The following is a 17,075-nucleotide window of genomic DNA, read 5'->3' on the forward strand; positions in this document are numbered from 1 at the left end:
GCCGGGCACCTGCCAGGCGATCACAGGCGGGTAGAGCTCGTAGGCTGCCCAGCCCTGTGCGGCCAGAGCCCCGGATCATCCGGCGCCGTGGCCCGGGAGGGGTGTGGGATCGGCCTGACCGGGCCTCGCAGTGGGGTCGTCAACGACCGGCGGACCCGTCGTGGGGGAGGGCGGTCCGCCTCGCCCGAGGCCGGAGGCGCCGACGTAGATCAGGGCGAGCGCGGCGACGAGAGCGATCAGGCTCCCGCCGAGCAGGCCCACCCCCAGCGGCGTGGGGTCCGGAATGCGGGCGGCGACGCCGATGTCGGCGGCGATACCAGGCGCCCCGTCGGCGTTGGCGAGCACGACGACGTACGTACCGCTCTCCATGGTCCAGTTCATCGTGACGGTGCCCGCGCCGACCGCCGAGGACAACCAGAACGACTGGTCCTCCGGCGCGCCGACGGCGCGCACCACGCCGTCGACCCGATCGAGCCTGACTCCCGAACGCCCGGCCACGGCGGTCACCCGGTCGTAGGCGGTTCCGGCCAACCAGCCGTCCACATCGGTCTTGCGCGCCACTCCGACGAAGTGGGCGCCCGCGCCGACGGCGGTGAGTCGGACGTCGCCGACCCCCAACCGTTCGAGAATGGTGCGGTCCGTGTGCATCTCCAACGTCTCCGATGTGACCACGGCGGTCGAGCTCACCACGGCGGCCCGTGGGCTACTGATGAATCCGTCGTCGCGCTGCGTTCCGAGCGCGACGGACAGCCCGCCGGCCGCGCCGAGGCCGAGCGCGCCGAAGAGCAGCAGTACGCCGGCGACCACCGCGACCGTCCGGCCGGCACCGCCACCGGTAGCCGGCGCCGCGGCGGGCCCGCCCGCCGACGGCACGGCCGGTCGGCCTGTCGCACCAGCCTGATCGGTCGGCCCATCGAGGTCCGGCTCGCGGGCACCCTGGTCCAGCCGGAACGGTGGATATGTGTCCGAGAGCAGGGCGACGTACGCGACGACTCGCACTCCCCACCGGGCGACGCCGACGAGGAGGTCATACAGGCCCGCGGGGTATCGACCGGTGAACAGCAGCGCCAACGCCGCGATGACCAACCCGACGGCGACAACCCCCATCGGACCGCTGACACCGTCGCGGGTGGCGGCCCAGGAGCTGCCGGCGAACGCGGCGAGCACGAGCAGATGCGGCAGCACGAACAGCCACGCCACCAACGGGCGCCAGCGCGGCATCGTGGGCGGCGGTCCGGCATCGAGCCCCGCGGGATAGTCGGGCACCTCGGCGAGCGTGAACGGTGGGTATCTGTCAGTGCCCAGGACCGCGTACCCGTAGACGTTGACCCGCCAACTCCAACGGAGCACCCCGACGTTGAACGCGTGGATCGAGGTCGGATAGCGGCCGGTGACCAGCACCGCGACGTAGGCCACGACCGTCATGGCGACGAACGCTGTCCAGAGGAAGACGAGCACCACGAAGTGGGGGATCAGCAGCAACCACTTGACGAGCCAGAGCCAGCGCCCCGGCGGGGCGGTGCGGTCGGCGCGCACCTTGACGGGATAGCCGAACATGATGCCTCCTTCATGGTGGCGGCGTCGTCAACGACGCAGCTCACGAGCCAGCGTGTGAAGCTGCACCACGATGCCGAGGATGGAGCCGACGATCGCGACCACCAGCACCACCCGGACCAGGAGCCCCCAGTTCGTCCCGCCACCTCCGAAGGCGAACGGGAACACGTCCCAGAGTCGGACGAGGACGGCCAGACCGACGGCCGTCGTCACGATCTCCCCGGTCGCACGCCACCAAGCCGGGTCGGTGATCACATAGGACACGTTGGTCAGGATTCCTAGCGTCGCCGAGACGTTGACCAACCCGAGAACGAGCACGGTGTCCTCGGTCAGGATCGGCAGCGCGTCCCAACCGGGCCGGACGTTCACCAGGTACAGGAACAAGGCGTTCAAGCCGACGGCGATCAGATACCCGAACCGTCGCGTCGCGACGGGCGGGCGGCGAGCCGGTGCGCTCACGGTCATGGCGTCCTCCGAGTCGTCGGGTGCGCCGTTCCACACTCGACGATCCTCGGGAATCGGGGCGGCCATCAGGGCCGAACGGCCCGGGGGACGAGGACGCAGGCCCTATGCGTCGCCGGCGCCGACGACGCAACGTTGGAGGTATGGACGATCCTGGGGCGGCGGTTCTGCTGTACTGGCTACCGCTCGGCGCCGGCGGGCGCGTCGTCCAATGGAACGGGCGGATGTACGAGGCCCTGGTGGCATGGCGTGAACACCGCCCGACGCGCGACCTCTACCACACCGCGTTGGAGCTTCGACTCGACGGGAGCCGCTTCGTGGTGGAGATGGCGCCAGCGTGGAGCAGCGTCGCGGCCAACCGGGGGGTGGTCCAGACCGGCCCTGTCGGGCACCGGGCACTCGGCCGGATCGCTGCTTTCCGCTATGAGGTGCGGCGCTGGCGCATGGGCGTCATCCCGGACTCCGCGGACGCCGTCGACGGACCGCGACTCGTGGGGCGGGACCGGCGCCGCGTACGCAGGTTGCTCGATCTCGTTCCCGAGGTGCCCCCACTGACCTGGGGCCGCGACGAGATCGGCGCCGGCGACATGTGGAACTCGAACTCGCTGACCGCGTGGCTGCTGGCGATGAGCGGGCACGACATGACCGCCATCGCCGCGCCGCCGCACGGACGTGCCCCAGGGTGGCACGCCGGCCTCACGCTGGCTGCCACGGAGATCGCCGTCGACACGCTGCCGCCGGCCTGATCAACGGTCGATTCCCGACGGGATGTGTGTGACGCCGAGTCGGCGCCGGAAGACCCAGTAGATCCACAGGCCGAGGAACGTCGGCTCCAGGAAGAACGCCAGCGGGACCCGGCAAAGCCTCGGCAGGCGCGCAGGTCGGTGGTCTCGCGTGTCATGGGCTCTGAACCGTTCGTTGCGGCAGGGTCGTCCTGAGGCGCCGGCTCGTCGGGGCGGAGTAGGCCGATCACGTTGCCGTCCGGGTCGCGGACGTGCGCGTAGGCGCCGACTCCGCGGCGGTACGCGGTGATGACACGATGCGGCCAATGTCGACCAGCCGTCGCTCGACACGACGGACGTCGTTCCGGACGTCTCTAGCGCACAGGACCCTGTTCCCTACACGCGGCAATGCGCTGGCGCACGCTCAAGGGGTCGATCTCGCTGGTACGCCTCAGGAGGCGGCACACGATGCTTCCTCCGGGCGTCGCCGTGAAAGGAGACGCCATGAGATCCCCGGAGACCCTCCACCCTAACCCGACGGCCACGTCCCGTTGGGCGGGGCAATGACCTGCGCCGTCGTCGGGAGCGGCGGGCCGCGTGCGACGAGAAGGGCGCCGGCAAATCCTCACCGAACGCCAACAGACCATGGGCAATGCCCTCCCAGCCCCAGCCCAGGAACACCTGGGCAGGACGCGCTCGGGTGTGCTCCGAGGCCCTCACCTTCGCGCTGGTGGCGACGACGATGAGGGCCCGGAGCACCTGCGGTCAGGCGACGGTGGTGGCCTTCGGGGCCGAGCGTCCGTTCGCCTGGGCGTCCGCCGGTGTGGTCCGCGACGCGGCTGCGGCCGCTTCACGGGTGAGGAACGTGCCGAGCTCGCCGATGGTGCTCATCAGCGGTGCGGGGAACACCACCGTGCTGTTCTTGTCGACGGCGATCTCGACCAGGCTCTGCAGGTTACGCAGCTGCAGGGCGAGTGGGTGGGCCATCATCGTGTCGGAGGCGTCGCCCAGGGCGGCCGCCGCCATCGACTCGCCTTCCGCGTTGATGATCTTCGCGCGCTTCTCGCGCTCCGCTTCGGCCTGGCGGGCCATCGCCCGCTTCATGCTGTCGGGCAGCTGGATGTCCTTGAGCTCGACCAGGGTCACTTCGACCCCCCACTCGACGGTGGTGATGTCGAGGATCTCGCGGATGTCGACGTTGATCTTGTCAGTCTCGGAGAGGGTCTCGTCGAGGGTGTGCTGACCGACCACCTTGCGCAGGGTGGTCTGGGCGATCTGGTTGATGGCCGCGTGGACGTTCTCGATCGCGACGACGGACCTGACCGCGTCGACGACCCGGAAGTAGGCCACCGCGGACACGTCGACGCTGACGTTGTCGCGAGTGATGATGCCCTGTGACTGGATCGGCATCGTCACGATCCGCATTGAGACCCGATGCAGGACATCGATGATCGGGATGATGATCCGCAGTCCGGGCTCCCGGGAGCCGATCACCCGGCCCAGGCGGAACAGCACACCGCGTTCGTACTGCTTGACGATGCGCACGGCCAGTGCCAGCACCAGCAGCACTGCTGCGGCGACGATGATCAGGACCGTGGAAAGGGTGTTCATGACGACGCTCTCCCTTCTGTGACGCGTGCGTCCCGGGTGGACCGACGTGCGCCCACCATCTCGCCTGTCGGCTCACCCACTGTCCACAGTCGTCCGGCCCGCTCGGCGAAGGCAGGGTCGAACGTCCCCATCCGGTGCCAGGTGGCCGATGCGCCGGCATGCGGTGACCCACCCCCGCGGTCCGGCTCGGCCCGAGACAGGACGCGGACTCCAACAGAACGAGGAGCATGACGCCGACGCTCCAGCCAACCATCGCACGGCGCTACGTGACGCGGCGGGGCTGACGGCCCAGGGGCACGGGACCTCCGGCGCTGCCGGCCGGCCGTGCCGCCGTCGATGCTTGAGGTGAGGAGCGGGCGGCGCGACGCCGGCGGCGAGGGGAATCGAACGATGAGACACTGGACGGTCGGCGACGTGATGACCCGACGCGTGACCACAGTGCGCGCTGAGGCAACCTATCGCGAGATCGTCGACGAACTGGTGGAGCACGCGGTCAGTGCCGTGCCGGTCGTCGACGGGCACGGCCGCGTCCTCGGCATAGTGTCAGAGGCCGACCTGCTGCACAAGGTCGAGGCGGTCGGCGCGCCCCGATCCCGCGCGATGCGCTGGCCGGCGCGGCTTGCGTCGGCCACGTCCGAGGGCACCACCGCGGCCCAGTTGATGACGACGCCGGCGGTCACGATCGGTCCCAACGATCGAATCGCCGACGCCGCCCGGCGCCTGGCACGGCGGATCAGGCGGATGCCGGTGGTCGATGGGCGAGGCCGGCTCGTCGGGATCGTGTCCCGACGGGATCTGCTCCGGATGCACACCCGGCCGGACGCGGACATCCGCGCCGACATCGTCGAGAACGTGCTGCGTCGAGGACTCTGCGTAGATCCGCTCCGCGTGCAGGTCGACGTCGCCGACGGCGTCGTGACCGAGACGGGCAAGCTCGAGAGCCGCAGCGTCGCCAGCCTCACCGTGGCGTTGACCCGCGAGGTGGCCGGCGTCGTTGACGTCGTCGACCGGCTGACCTGGGACCAGGATGATCTTCGGCTCGTGCAGGCCCGTAGCTACGCGTTCGACACGCGTCGCACATCGATCCCGGCCGGGCGGAGCCAGTAGGGCGCCATGGCCGACATCGGCGTCATCGCACCGCAACCGGTCCTCGCAGCCTGGCGCCGGGTGCTCCGCTCGACCGGTCTGGCAGTCCTGCAGGGGACGGCCGGGACTATCCTCGTCACCGCCGAGGGCGGCGCTGGTTGGCGGGTCGCCCGCGCGGCCGCGGCCGTCGCGCTGACGGTCGGTGCGGTCGCCGGTCTGCGGCGGGGGGCCAGGGTGCGTGGCTGGACGGCGGTTCTGTTCGGCTTGGTCGGTGTGGTGGTGGGCGCGGGCATCGCGCCTGCCCACCTGAGCAAGACCGGGTTGACCGTTCGAGGAGTCGCGGCGACAGTCGTCGCGTTGACGGGGTTGGCCCTTGCGGTCGCCGGCGCCGTCGCGCTCGTTCGAGCCGCGCGTGGCTGGCGCAAGCTGCTCGCATTGCCGGCTGCGGCCGTCGTCGCCCAGTTCGTCCTTCTGCCACTGCCGCAGTCGATCGCAGCCACCAACGTCCCACCTACCTCATCCGGCGGTCGGACGCCGGCGGCGGTCGGCCTCGCCTACGAAGACGTCGTTCTGCACACGGATGACGGCGTCCCGCTGTCAGCCTGGTACGTGCCATCGGCCAACGGCGCCGCCGTCGTGCTACTGCACGGCGCTGGATCGACTCGGGCCAGCGTCATCGACCATGCCGCGGTACTCGCAGGCGCCGGGTACGGGGTCCTGCTCGTCGACACCCGTGGCCACGGAGCCAGTGGTGGACGGGCGATGGACTTCGGTTGGTACGCCGTCCCCGACGTCGGTGCGGCAGTGAGCGACCTCGCTCGGCGCTCCGATGTGGACCATGAACGGATCGGCGTGGTCGGTCTGTCGATGGGCGGTGAACAGGCACTCACCGCGGCGGCGGTCGATGCCCGGGTTCGGGCCGTCGTGGCCGAGGGCGTCGGGCGCCGCTCGCCGGCCGACCTCGCATCGTTGCCCGGTGGCGTGCGGGGCCAGGTCCAGCGTGCCGTCGAGTGGCTGACCTTCACCGGCGCCGACCTGCTCACCGACGCGGCACCGCCGATCGGCCTGCGGGCGGCCGTCGCCCGGATCGCGCCCAGACCGGTCCTTCTTGTCGCCGGACGTGGAGAGGTCGACGGTGCCCGGTACTACCAGGCCGGCGCCCCTGCCTCGACCGAACTGTGGGCCCTGCCCACCACAGGGCACACCAGAGGGCTCGTCGACCTCCGGGCACAGTGGACGACCAGGGTGACCGAGTTTCTGAACCGGACACTGCGTCGGTAGGGCGATGTGGGCGTACCAGACTCGCCAGGTGACGCACGGTGGGTCACCGGTGCGCGTGGCCGCCGGCGCCTTCGCTGACAACGTCGCAACAGATCGCATCCCCCCTCGGACACTGCCAACGGTGCGGCCCAAGACCGATCTGGAGCCTCAACCGTGAAGGATCAAGCCGGGTGAGCGCGGCCCGGCGTGTCACCCAACCCGGGCAATGTCTGTCGTCAAGGCTCTGGCCAGGGTTGACCGGTCTGGATAAGTTGAGAGCAAATTCATCTGCTTTGCTGGGCGGCGGGAGATCGCGGTGGGTTACTACATGGAAATCGCGTCGATGGGTGACCTCAACGAGATGATTTCCAATTCGGGGCGGTTTTTCGGGAGGCCCTACGGGGCCTACATCATCGCCTTGGCAACCCGCGTCGACGAAGAAGCCCTGGAGTGGCTCTACGATTACCGGGAAGCCATGGATTCTCTCACCGGCGAGCTCGTGGCGTTCGTGCTCTTCTACAACGAGGCCGAGCTGAAGATCGAATCGAGCACCGGTGACTTCGGCAGAAACCATCCGGCGGTGATGATGACCGTGCGAGACATCATCAAAGAACGGAAGGAGCCGGAAAACCTGCCCTTGGCTCGCGGTCGCAAGCTGGGGTTTGCCACCGCCATGACTTACGGCTCCGACGCTGTCGCCCGCGAGCTTGAAATCATCGACCAATTGCCCTGCTTCGTCGTCTTCGACGACGCCAGCTCGAACTCGGGCGTGTTCCACACGTTGCCGATGACGGGCCAACCTTCCGACTTCCAGGTGCTCCGCGAGCTCATGTCGGGGTTCGTCGCCGACCCGGCCAACGCCGCATACTCGGCCGTTGCCCGAAAATGGGACCGAGCCGCCGCGAGACGGTTGGAGTTGCTCAACCGCGTCAGCTACCTGCCGCACAAGGCGGGCGGATCCTCGAAAGTGGCCGAGGCGAAGCGCGAGATCGCCGAGATCGACCGACAGTTGGCCGCCTACGTCGAGCAGCTCAACCATCTTCCGAAGCCCTCGCTCGGCCCCCACGTCGACGAGATTCTCAAAGATCGAAAGCGTTCGGCCAGGATGAAGGGGCTTCGCAAGTCCGCGTCTGCCATCGCGACCAACACGCCAACGGTCCTGGACACGGTGGTCAAGACCGCGTCTTCACTCGGCTACATGTGATCGCCGTCGCCGCCAATCGCGGGAGGAACGTGTCGGTGGCGAGGTCGGCCCATCAGGTGCTGGAATCGGACTAACGTCAGATCGGGGGCAAGCAAAGACTGGCGAGTTGTCGCCAATGTCTGCGACAAATGTGTCCTACATGGACTATTCGTCCGCCGCGGGCAAGTCGTGGAGTATGGTCGCCCACTACCGTCCCGCGCATGAGCTCTGGCGACCTGTTGATCGTGGCTACGACGCCCTCCGGACGGAGGGGATCGGCTCGGCGGCGCCGCACCGCCGTTACCGCGGTGCTGGCACTGCTGTTCCAGATGGCGGTCAACGTGGTGGTGGTGGGCACCGCCGCGCCGGCCGAAGCGGCCGATCCGATCGCGCCGGCCACTGGTCGCCTGGTCACGGTGGCCCCGCACTTCATCGCCGAGACCATCTCGATCCCCGCCGGTGGCATCGTCACCCTCACCGCGACCGGCGCGGGACGGCCCGTCCCGGCCGGTGCCGCAGGCGTCGCGATGACAATCAACGCACGCTCGGACAGCGCCGGGGCCCTGGTCGCCTTTCCAGCGGCCGCGGTCGAGCCGGCGGTAACCACCTTGAGTCTGGCCGCCGGGAAATGGGCCAGAGGTGCGAGCATCGTGGGCGTCGACGACGCCGGGCGACTGAGCGTGCGTAACAGGAGCACGGCCGCCGCCGCCGTCACGGTCCAGGTGAGCGCCTACATCACCGCCGACGCCGAACCGCGCGGAGCCACCTTCACCGCGCTGTCTCCGACCGCGGCCTTCTTCGGGGTTGTCGTCGAGGCCGGTGGTACCGCGGACGTCCGGCCGGCCGGCACCGGCTTGCCGACGACCGGAGTTGCCGCGTACGCCCTGACGGTGGGGGTCAGGGGCGCCGCCACGGGCCAGGTCACCGTGTACCCGACAGGTGGGTCCCGTCCGATCCCGCAAGTGGAGCTGACCGGGTTGGCGGATGTCACGGCCGCCAGTCACGCGCTGGTCGGCGCCGGTACGGGCGGGTCCGTCACCGTCGCCAACGCCAGCACCGCCGCGGTGACCGTGTGGGGGGACGTCACCGGTTACTACGCCGAGCCCCGGCCCAGCTCGCCGGGCGCGAGCGTCGTGCCGCTGACGCCGGCGTCGGTCGGGCGGTACACCATCGCCGCCGGAGCCAAGCTCAATGTCCCGTTCTCGGGCGTCGGCGGGGTTCCCGGTGCGGGCGCGGTCGGGGCGTGCCTGTCCATCACCGCCGACCCCGGCTCGTTCAACAGCTGGATCATCGCCCATCCGGCGGGCAGCGCGCGCCCAGACGGCTACAGCGCCCCCTACTACGTCGGCCGGTCCGCCACCACGTTCAGCTACGCGAAGTTCGGCACCAACGGCGCGGTGTCGCTCAGCAACATCGGCATCGGAGCCATCACGGTGTCCGTCGAGGTCTCGTGTTACCTGCGCAGCCCGCGACCGCCGCTGGCTCCGAGCGACGTGAGCGCCGTCCCGGGAGACCGGTCGGCCAGCGTGTTCTGGCGTGAACCGCCCACCGACGCGCCGCTGTCCCGGTACGTGGTGACGGCGAATCCGGGTGGCAGATCCGTCAGCGTGCCCGGCACGGAGACCTCCGCCGAGATCGACGGCTTGGTCAACGGCACGACGTACGTGATATCGGTGGTTGCCGAAAGCGCCGGTGGGCAGTCGCCGGCGGCGGACGCTGCGGCGCTCACTCCGGGACCACCCCCGTCGCTCGGGGCGCCGTTCGTCACCTTCGTCTATCCGCGTGACCAGGCGGCGCGGGTCAGCTGGGCCGCACCCAACGACGGCGCCGCCAGTGTCACTTCCTACCGGCTGACGGCGTCCCCGGGTGGGGAGAGCGTCACCGTCCCCGGGTCGGTGACCGAGGCGGTGATCGGTGGCCTCGTCAACGGCACCGCACACACCTTCACGGTCACGGCGATCAACGCGAACGGTCCGGGAGAACCGTCGCCGCCGTCCGAGCCGGCCACCCCCCGGCCCGCCGATGTGCCCCTTAAACCGGCCGGGCTGCTCACCGTGGCGTTGGACCGCAGCGTCGACGTGCAATGGGTGGCCCCCGCGGACGGCGGCGCGCCGATCACCGGCTACACCGTTACCGCCGAACCTGGCGCCCACCGCGTCGAGGTGGCGGCCGACACGACAGTCGCCAGGTTGAGCGGGCTGACCAACGGCACCACCTACACGATCGGCGTCACCGCGACGAACAGCGCGGGAACCGGTCAGGCCGCGGAGGCCACCGAGGTCCGGCCCAGCGCCGCCCGGGTTCCCGGAGCGCCGAGCGACCTGCGGGCGAGTGCAGTCGGCCAGGGCACGGCATCGGTGCGCTGGAACGCACCCGTCGACACCGGCACGGGACCGGTCACCAGCTACCGGGTGACCGCCGACCCGGGCGGCGCGACCACCACAGTGGCGACCACGTCCGCACAGTTGAGCGGGCTCGACCCGAGCGTCGCCTACCAGTTCACCGTCGTGGCCGTGAACGAGGCAGGCAATGGCGTCCCGGCCCGCACGCCGGCCCCGGTGAAACCGGCGGTTCAGGTCAAGAACAACCCTCGTACCCTCTCGGCCGCCGAACTGTCGACGCTCGTGAGCATCGACGGCGACAGCACACTGATCTTCATCGACCCGTCCGCCGCGATCCTCGCCCTGCGCAGCGGGACGATCCTGCTGGTACCGCCGAGCGAGTTGGCCCCGCGCGGCATGCTCCGGACGGTGACCACGGTCGCCAAGAACGGTGGCGAGTTACGGGTCTCGACCAGGCAGACACCGTTGACCGACGTCTTCGACGAGGCCGACCTGGTCTCGACCGCCGAGATCGGGGACAGCGACGTCGAACAGATCATCAGCGAGTCACCGGCCATCCGCCGCAAGCAGCCGACGATCAAGGGAAAGACCCTCGCCCAAGGGGCGCGGGCCGCGGGCGCCGGAGTCGATATCGGGATCCGGGACGGACATCTCATCGCCGAGGTGGCGCTGTCGATCAACGCGGAGCAGGCCGACGATCCCCTGAACAACGCCGACAAGGTGCCGCCGGTCGGTGGCCGGCTCGAAGCCAACCTTGACTTCGCACCGCACCTGGAGAACACCCTGGAGATCACCCGCAGCGACGGCATCCGCAGCCACCACCTCAACCGGGTCTCGTTCAAGGCGGAGCTGCGGGCGAAGGTGGGTGCGATGAAGGCGGCCGAGCGGGAGCTGCCCGGGTTCAAGCTCAAGGGCCGCTGTTTCACCATCCAGGCCGGCCCCGTCCCAGTCGTGATCTGTCTGGAACTCGAGGTCAAACCGAAGATTTCCGTGAACGGTTCGGTCGGGATCACGACCGCGGTGAGCTTTGGCCGCTTGGTTGGCGGTGAGCTGTCCACCGCCAACGGCGTGGTCACCGAGTCCCACGGGATCAACGACGCCTACACCCCGGCTCGGCACGACGTCGACGCCTACGCGGACGGCAACCTCGAGGTCTCGCTGCCGGTGGAAAGCACCGTGTACTTCTACAACGCGGCCGGACCTGGCATCACCGTCCGGCCGTACCTGCAGTTCAAGTTCGACACCACACAGGACCCGTGGTGGGAGCTGCGGCTTGGCATCACCCTGGGTGTCTTCCTGAAAAGCCGGGAGTTCTTCGGCAAGCAGATCGACTTCAGCCGGGACGACGTGGCCAACTTCTTCTACACGATGGCCAAGGCCGACGGCCCGTTCCAAGGGCTGAAAATCACGCCGGACGAGGCCGACGTCGATCCCGGCGAATCCGTGCGGTTCACGACCGCGGTCGTGGGTTACCCCGGTGACCTGCCCGTGTCGTGGCGGCTGATCTCCGGTCCGGGCACGGTGCGGTCCGACGGTACCTTCGAGTCACCGCTGTCCGGAACAGCGGTGGTCGAGGCGGTCAGTCCGGCCACCGATCTCCGTAAGGAACTGCGGCAGCGAGCGGTGGTCAACATCAACGGCAGCACCCGGCCAGACGTGCCCCGTAATCCGCGGGCCGTCGCGAAACCGCTCGCCGCGCAGGTCACCTGGGACGTCCCGGTGACCGACGGCCGCTCTCCGATCGTCAAATATGTCGTGGTCCCCGTTCCGAACGGCCGTGTCACCATCGTCCCGGGTTCGCAGACGACGGCCAAGGTGACGGGGCTGAGCCCAAACGTACCGCTGCGATTCCAGGTCTACGCCGTCAACGCCGTCGGAGCCAGTGCCGCCTCGGTGGCGACCAACCCGGTGAGCCCGGTGGAGGGAGTCCGCCCCACGGGCGCGGTGTTCAACGTGGCGGTCGACGCCGACGGCGTACCCGACAAGACGGACTCGGCCGGCGACTACGGAGCGACGGTGTCCGGCGACGGCCGCTACGTATTCTTCGACGTCGCCGGACGCAGCAACCTCGCGCCAGCCGAGGTGCAGAACAACAGTGGTGCCTACGGCCAGGTTCTGATGCGCAAGGACCTCGTCACCGGTGAGCTCACATTGGCGTCGCGCCGGCCGGACGGCCGGACACCGGCCAGCCTCGAAGGGTCCGCGATGGCCACGAGCTACGACGGCAACCGCGTGGCGTACGTCGCGAGGTACTGGGACGCCCCCGAAGGCACCTGGCGGTACCCGGCGCTCATCCTCGACCTGACCACCGGGGTTACCAGCCCGCTGGGGGACGGGTCGCTCGACATCGGCAGCATCAAGCTTGTCCGCGGGGACACGGCCGCCGTCGTCCATGGAAGGCTCCCGGACGGAGCAGCCTCCGGGACGGGCATATATGTGATCTCCGGAGCGGGCAGCCCGGTGCCGGTGCCCTGCCCTACCGCTCACTGCGACCCGTCCGGCATCCCCTGGGACGTCGACGGCGCTGGCGAAAGCATCGTGTACACGTCCAGGGCGGCCTACAACACTTCGATGTTGCTGTACCGGTACACCGTCTCGACGGGCCAGACGGTGCGGCTGAGCCCGCCCACGGACTCCTGGGGATACACGGACTCGCTGCATGCCGTGATTTCCGCGGACGGCGCCTACATCGCGGCCGACCTTGCCTACGACGGATCGGGCGAAGACGACGAGTACCAAGGCATCGCCCGGCCCCGCAACAACGGACAGCCGATGACCAACGCCGACATCGTCCGTCCGTATCCGGAGAACCAGGAGCAGACAGAGGCGTGGGGGATCAGCGAGGACGGACGGGCGATCCTCTACGTCGACTCGGGTTTTTCCAACCCGAACGTGTCCCTTTTTGACACCCTCACCGGTGAGGACCTGCTGATCACCACCGGGTGGCTCTCCGACGTGGAGCTGGCGGACAACCCCACCTTGGTTGTCTGGCGCGACGGCAATCCCGGCGTGTGGGCCAGACGCCTAGCCTGACCCGAAGACTTCCCTGTCCTCACCCACGTCGTCGTCTACACGAGTCTCGCAGGATTGACCCGTGCTCAGGGTTTGGCAGGCGCGGGCGAAGTGGGCGGGGCGGGCGAGGTGGGTGCCGCGCGCTGGGTACGGCGTCGGCGCACCGCGCCGACCAGCAGGTCAACGATGACGAACGCGGCAAGGCTGATGCCGAGCATCATGTCGTTTCTGCGCCACCACCCAGGCAGCGCCGGGCTCGGCCGGCGGGGTGACCGCCGCTTACGAGTGCGTCGGGTATGACGCCGTCGGCGCGGCGGACGACCCGTGTCAGGTCGCCCGCGCGCACGTCGAGGCGTTTCAGGCGTGGGTGGTCGAGACGCACTCGGGAGCGCGGGACCCCAAACACCCTCGTCCCATCAGGCCGCAAACGCGGGTGGTCAGCTTTCGAAGCGGGCCCGGCGCCGCCGGACTAACAGCAGACCGGCGCCGCCGCCGACGAGTGCCGTGCCAGCGGCGAGCATCGCACCGACTGCCGGTCCGGTGCGGGGGAGAGAGCCGCCCTCCGCGTCGCCGCTGCCGCCGCCTCCGCCGTCGCCGTTCCCGCCGCCTCCGCCGTCGCCGTTGCCCGGAGACGGCGTGGTGGTGCACGGCCCGAGCCAGAACACCTTGTGCTTCTCGGTCCACTCCGGGTGGTTCCTGCGGTCGACGGTCAGCTTGATGTGGTAGCCCTGCTGCGGGTGGGGCTCCGCGACGTCGAGTGCGAGATCGTCCGCCGAGAACTCGAAATAGGCGTCCGGGTCGCGCTTGACCGAACCGCCCGTCGCGGCGTCGTCGCTGACCAGCACGTTTGTGAGGCGCTCGATCTCGACGAACTTTCCGGACGGTGGCTGGGTCGACAGGATGATGTCGGCGTGCTCGTCCTTGTCGAAGTTGAAGAACTCGACGCGGAACTGGCAGGACACGTGGGGTTCGTTGGAGTTGGCCTCCGCGTACGGGAACCCGTCGATCTTGACATCGCCGTTGGCGCCTGGCGGATCCATCTGGGCCGCAGCGGGGCTCGCCAACGCCAGCGCCGCCGCACCGCCCGTCAACAAGGTCGCGACGGACATCACGGTCACACGCCGGGACATGGTGTCTCCAAGAGGTCTGAGGTGAGAGTCAACTACGCACGCGCTAGCGCCGCAGGTCCCGAAAACGTCACACCACCCGCGCAATCCACCGTCGAGACCGCATAGGACCTTTGGGATGTGCGGTGCGCGCGGCGCCAGGTAGTCCGGGAGGTCGTGACTGCCGGCGTCCATGGTCCGGTCGGTCGTCCCACATCAACCCGGCGGGAACCGCCAATGAGGTGACGATGGAGCTCAGGCGGCCACGACCCCCAGAGCGGCGGCCGCCTGCGACGGACGGTTGCGACAACAAGCTCCTTATCGGAATCAGCGGTCGGGTTGCCACTGGTCGGGGTTGACGATCGGCCGGCCGTAGCCGGGCCGGTGCGACTGATCGATCCCGTGTTCGGCCCAGGTGTACAGGTGCAGCGTCAGCCCGTCGGGGTCATCGAAGACCAGCAGCCAGCCGACGGACGCCTCGATCAGTGGCGAGTGTTTAATGTCCAGGCTGTCCAGATGCTCCGCCCACCCCTGCAGGTCGTCCCGCGTACGCACGGCGAAGCTGACCGGGTCAAAGCCGCGGTTGCCCTCCGCCGCCACCGGGTTCACGCGGAACGCCACCAGCGTCGCGCTCAGTCCCGGGATCTCGCCGGCGCAGCCGCGCACCACTCCGTCGGCCTCCGGGAACTCCAACGTCGGCCGCAGCCCGAACACCTCCCGGTACCAGCGCACCGATTGAGCCAGGTCCGTCACCGGGATCTTGACGTGATGGATTCCGGCGAGTTCACGCGCGGTCATGGCGGCACCCCCAATATTCGTTGCAGCAGAACTGCTGCGAACATGTGGGTAGAATGCTCCCCATGCCACCCGCCGTCAAGAGCCCCGACCCAGATCCCGCCGAGGCTGGACACCGCCGATATCACGCACCTCAGCGCGAACTGGCCGCCGCGCAGACGAAGGCCCGCATCCGAACCGCAGCCTCCGCGCTCTTCGTCGAACAGGGATATGTCGCCACCACCGTGCGCGACATCGCACGGGCTGCCGGGGTGGGCGAACGCACCGTGTACGCGGCGTTCCCCAGCAAGGCCGACCTGTTCCGGCACGTCCTCGGCGTGGCCACCGTCGGCGACGAGGCACCCGTCGCCGTGCCCGACCGGCCCGAGATGCGGGAGGCCTTCGCCCAGGCAGATCCACGTACGGCGATCCACCAGAGCATCGACTACACGGTGGCGCTGTTCGAACGCGCCGGAGACCTGATCATGGTGACCGTGCAAGCCGCCGACGCCGACCCTGACATGCGGAACGCCGCCGATGCCGGCTCGCGCACCACCCGGAAGGTCTGGCTCACCCTGACCGAAAGCCTCCACAAGGCCGGCTCCCTGAGGTCAGGCCTGACCGCGCAAACCGCGGCGGACATCTTCTACGCTCTCGCGTCGCCGCACACGTACCAACTGCTGCGCCGGCACTGCGGATGGAGCCGAGCCCGTTACCAGGCCTGGCTGACCGAGGCCGTCACCCAGCAGTTGCTCGGCAAATAGATTTCGCCGCGTGGTACGGGAGGTGGCGAGGGTGGACCGTCGGGGGTCGAGCAGGGGCTTCAGCGCCCCTGGGTCGGCCAGGACGGCGACCTCGCGCAGGATCTCGCCGAAGTGCTCGCGTCCGCGGCCGGCCAGCATCGGCAGCAAGGTGAATACCCCGGAGTAGGTGGCGCCGCGGAACGACAGCGGTGCGAGGCTGTGGCTGCGACCTCGGTCGCTGACCGCTGAGGTACCAGGACTGAGCTTGACCACCGAGTTCGCGGTCCGGACCCGGGCCATGTTGTTCGACGGCGACCTGCGCTCACCGGCTCTGATGGCGCACTCGAGCGTGGACATCCCGACATGCCATCAGCCGTACGGTCGTGGCCGCTGTTGTTCTCAGCCCGCCAACGATCCCGCGAAGATCTGCCATGCCAGTACCGACTTCGCGACCAGGCTGAGCACCAGATAGACCTTTTCACCATAGGCGTACTCGGCCCATCTGCCGCGTTGCCGATACTGGAGCCACTGGTTGAGCCCGAAGCTGAAGAAGAACACGGCCTGGGCGACGACGATGCCGTAGACGAAACCAGGTACGGTCTCGGACCCGATGATGTTGACGGCGATCGAGATCCACGGGGTAAGGCCGACGAGCGTGCCGAACCAGAAGGGCAGCATCGTCGTCGTACGGCGACCCGGCGGGTTCATCAGTTCTTGGAGCCAGCCGAAGAGAATCATCGCGACGTTGGCGCCGGCGATGGTGATGAGGGCGTTGATGCTCGTAATGCCCGCGTAGAAGCTGATCAGGATGACCATCAGCGTCGCGCTGGCCGAGTACTCGACCCACCGGAAACGGTTGATGCCGCGCCGCAGATCACGTTCGTAGATGCCGCGCGCCACGGTCCCGGTCAGCAGGTGGTCCAGCGCCGCCAGGAGCAGGAAGACCGCGACGGCCCACCCGATCGACACGTCGAACAGCGCCTCCGGCGCGCCCACAGCGGTTCCGGGTGGCCCCTCGGGAATCGACGAGGTGACGGTGATGGCGAAGTCACCAGCGAGTACCACGACGACGGCCGCTTGAGTGAGGTGCAGGAGGGTGAGGCCGACGTTCCACTGGCGCAGGCCCGACAGGCGCTCCACGGTGACGCCGGTGGCGGTCGGCACGCTGTCGTTGCCTCGCACGGCTGCATCAACTCCTGCTGCACGGTACGGACGCCGGG

13 protein-coding genes are annotated in these 17,075 nt (G+C 69.1%); 6 read left to right on the plus strand and 7 right to left on the minus strand.

The genetic code is table 11. The features are described 5' to 3' along the window. Positions 1 to 75: 75 nt before the first annotated feature. Positions 76 to 1,557, minus strand: a complete 1,482-nt coding sequence (locus AB0J88_RS20250) for a DUF4389 domain-containing protein (RefSeq protein WP_364353173.1) — start codon at positions 1,555 to 1,557, stop codon at positions 76 to 78. 27 nt (positions 1,558 to 1,584) lie between these two features. Then, complete coding sequence (locus AB0J88_RS20255; protein WP_364353176.1) at positions 1,585 to 2,019, minus strand: hypothetical protein; 435 nt, start codon at positions 2,017 to 2,019, stop codon at positions 1,585 to 1,587. Between the two features lie 140 nt (positions 2,020 to 2,159). Between AB0J88_RS20255 and AB0J88_RS20260 the strand changes: the two genes are divergently transcribed. Further along, positions 2,160 to 2,762, plus strand: a complete 603-nt coding sequence (locus AB0J88_RS20260; RefSeq protein WP_364353179.1) for a hypothetical protein — start codon at positions 2,160 to 2,162, stop codon at positions 2,760 to 2,762. Between the two features lie 741 nt (positions 2,763 to 3,503). On the opposite strand, the gene AB0J88_RS20265 is transcribed toward AB0J88_RS20260, so the two are convergent. Then, the gene (locus AB0J88_RS20265) at positions 3,504 to 4,349 is read right to left on the minus strand and encodes a slipin family protein (protein WP_364353182.1); all 846 of its coding nucleotides are present in this window, start codon (positions 4,347 to 4,349) and stop codon (positions 3,504 to 3,506) included. Between the two features lie 390 nt (positions 4,350 to 4,739). Between AB0J88_RS20265 and AB0J88_RS20270 the strand changes: the two genes are divergently transcribed. The 4 genes from AB0J88_RS20270 (at position 4,740) to AB0J88_RS20285 (ending at position 13,253) form a co-directional block, all read left to right on the plus strand. Continuing rightward, entirely contained in the window at positions 4,740 to 5,456 is a 717-nt protein-coding gene (locus AB0J88_RS20270; protein WP_364353185.1) for a CBS domain-containing protein, read from the plus strand. A 6-nt stretch (positions 5,457 to 5,462) separates the two neighbouring features. Next, complete coding sequence (locus AB0J88_RS20275) at positions 5,463 to 6,716, plus strand: alpha/beta fold hydrolase (protein WP_364353188.1); 1,254 nt, start codon at positions 5,463 to 5,465, stop codon at positions 6,714 to 6,716. A 295-nt stretch (positions 6,717 to 7,011) separates the two neighbouring features. Beyond that, on the plus strand, positions 7,012 to 7,899 hold the full coding sequence (locus AB0J88_RS20280; RefSeq protein ID WP_364353191.1) for a hypothetical protein: 888 nt from the start codon (positions 7,012 to 7,014) through the stop codon (positions 7,897 to 7,899). A 200-nt stretch (positions 7,900 to 8,099) separates the two neighbouring features. Further along, positions 8,100 to 13,253 (plus strand): fibronectin type III domain-containing protein, encoded by a 5,154-nt coding sequence (locus AB0J88_RS20285; RefSeq protein ID WP_364353194.1) that lies wholly within the window; start codon positions 8,100 to 8,102, stop codon positions 13,251 to 13,253. A gap of 65 nt (positions 13,254 to 13,318) precedes the next feature. Here AB0J88_RS20285 and AB0J88_RS20290 read toward each other — a convergent pair whose 3' ends face one another. The 3 genes from AB0J88_RS20290 to AB0J88_RS20300 all read right to left on the minus strand — a co-directional run bounded on the left by AB0J88_RS20290 (position 13,319) and on the right by AB0J88_RS20300 (position 15,136). Continuing rightward, positions 13,319 to 13,453 (minus strand): hypothetical protein, encoded by a 135-nt coding sequence (locus tag AB0J88_RS20290; RefSeq protein ID WP_364353197.1) that lies wholly within the window; start codon positions 13,451 to 13,453, stop codon positions 13,319 to 13,321. Positions 13,454 to 13,669: 216 nt separating this feature from the next. Beyond that, complete coding sequence (locus AB0J88_RS20295; RefSeq protein ID WP_364353200.1) at positions 13,670 to 14,362, minus strand: LPXTG cell wall anchor domain-containing protein; 693 nt, start codon at positions 14,360 to 14,362, stop codon at positions 13,670 to 13,672. Between the two features lie 303 nt (positions 14,363 to 14,665). Next, on the minus strand, positions 14,666 to 15,136 hold the full coding sequence (locus AB0J88_RS20300; protein ID WP_364353203.1) for a VOC family protein: 471 nt from the start codon (positions 15,134 to 15,136) through the stop codon (positions 14,666 to 14,668). Between the two features lie 62 nt (positions 15,137 to 15,198). Here AB0J88_RS20300 and AB0J88_RS20305 point away from each other — a divergent pair, with 62 nt between their 5' ends. Further along, entirely contained in the window at positions 15,199 to 15,876 is a 678-nt protein-coding gene (locus AB0J88_RS20305) for a helix-turn-helix domain-containing protein (RefSeq protein ID WP_364353206.1), read from the plus strand. Positions 15,877 to 16,254: 378 nt separating this feature from the next. Here AB0J88_RS20305 and heR read toward each other — a convergent pair whose 3' ends face one another. Next, positions 16,255 to 17,019, minus strand: a complete 765-nt coding sequence (heR, locus tag AB0J88_RS20310; protein WP_364353209.1) for a heliorhodopsin HeR — start codon at positions 17,017 to 17,019, stop codon at positions 16,255 to 16,257. Between the last annotated feature and the right edge of the window lie 56 nt (positions 17,020 to 17,075).

Origin of the sequence: Asanoa sp. NPDC049475 (assembly GCF_040676915.1) — a bacterium.
Classification (GTDB): domain Bacteria; phylum Actinomycetota; class Actinomycetes; order Mycobacteriales; family Micromonosporaceae; genus Asanoa.

What these genes read in the sequence shown, in the direction of transcription:
- AB0J88_RS20250 (WP_364353173.1), bottom strand. Translation starts at nt 1,557, where the DNA reads ATGTTCGGCTATCCCGTCAAGGTGCGCGCCGACCGCACCGCCCCGCCG.
- AB0J88_RS20255 (WP_364353176.1), bottom strand. Translation starts at nt 2,019, where the DNA reads ATGACCGTGAGCGCACCGGCTCGCCGCCCGCCCGTCGCGACGCGACGG.
- AB0J88_RS20260 (WP_364353179.1), top strand. Translation starts at nt 2,160, where the DNA reads ATGGACGATCCTGGGGCGGCGGTTCTGCTGTACTGGCTACCGCTCGGC.
- AB0J88_RS20265 (WP_364353182.1), bottom strand. Translation starts at nt 4,349, where the DNA reads ATGAACACCCTTTCCACGGTCCTGATCATCGTCGCCGCAGCAGTGCTG.
- AB0J88_RS20270 (WP_364353185.1), top strand. Translation starts at nt 4,740, where the DNA reads ATGAGACACTGGACGGTCGGCGACGTGATGACCCGACGCGTGACCACA.
- AB0J88_RS20275 (WP_364353188.1), top strand. Translation starts at nt 5,463, where the DNA reads ATGGCCGACATCGGCGTCATCGCACCGCAACCGGTCCTCGCAGCCTGG.
- AB0J88_RS20285 (WP_364353194.1), top strand. Translation starts at nt 8,100, where the DNA reads ATGAGCTCTGGCGACCTGTTGATCGTGGCTACGACGCCCTCCGGACGG.
- AB0J88_RS20290 (WP_364353197.1), bottom strand. Translation starts at nt 13,453, where the DNA reads ATGATGCTCGGCATCAGCCTTGCCGCGTTCGTCATCGTTGACCTGCTG.
- AB0J88_RS20295 (WP_364353200.1), bottom strand. Translation starts at nt 14,362, where the DNA reads ATGTCCCGGCGTGTGACCGTGATGTCCGTCGCGACCTTGTTGACGGGC.
- AB0J88_RS20300 (WP_364353203.1), bottom strand. Translation starts at nt 15,136, where the DNA reads ATGACCGCGCGTGAACTCGCCGGAATCCATCACGTCAAGATCCCGGTG.
- AB0J88_RS20305 (WP_364353206.1), top strand. Translation starts at nt 15,199, where the DNA reads ATGCCACCCGCCGTCAAGAGCCCCGACCCAGATCCCGCCGAGGCTGGA.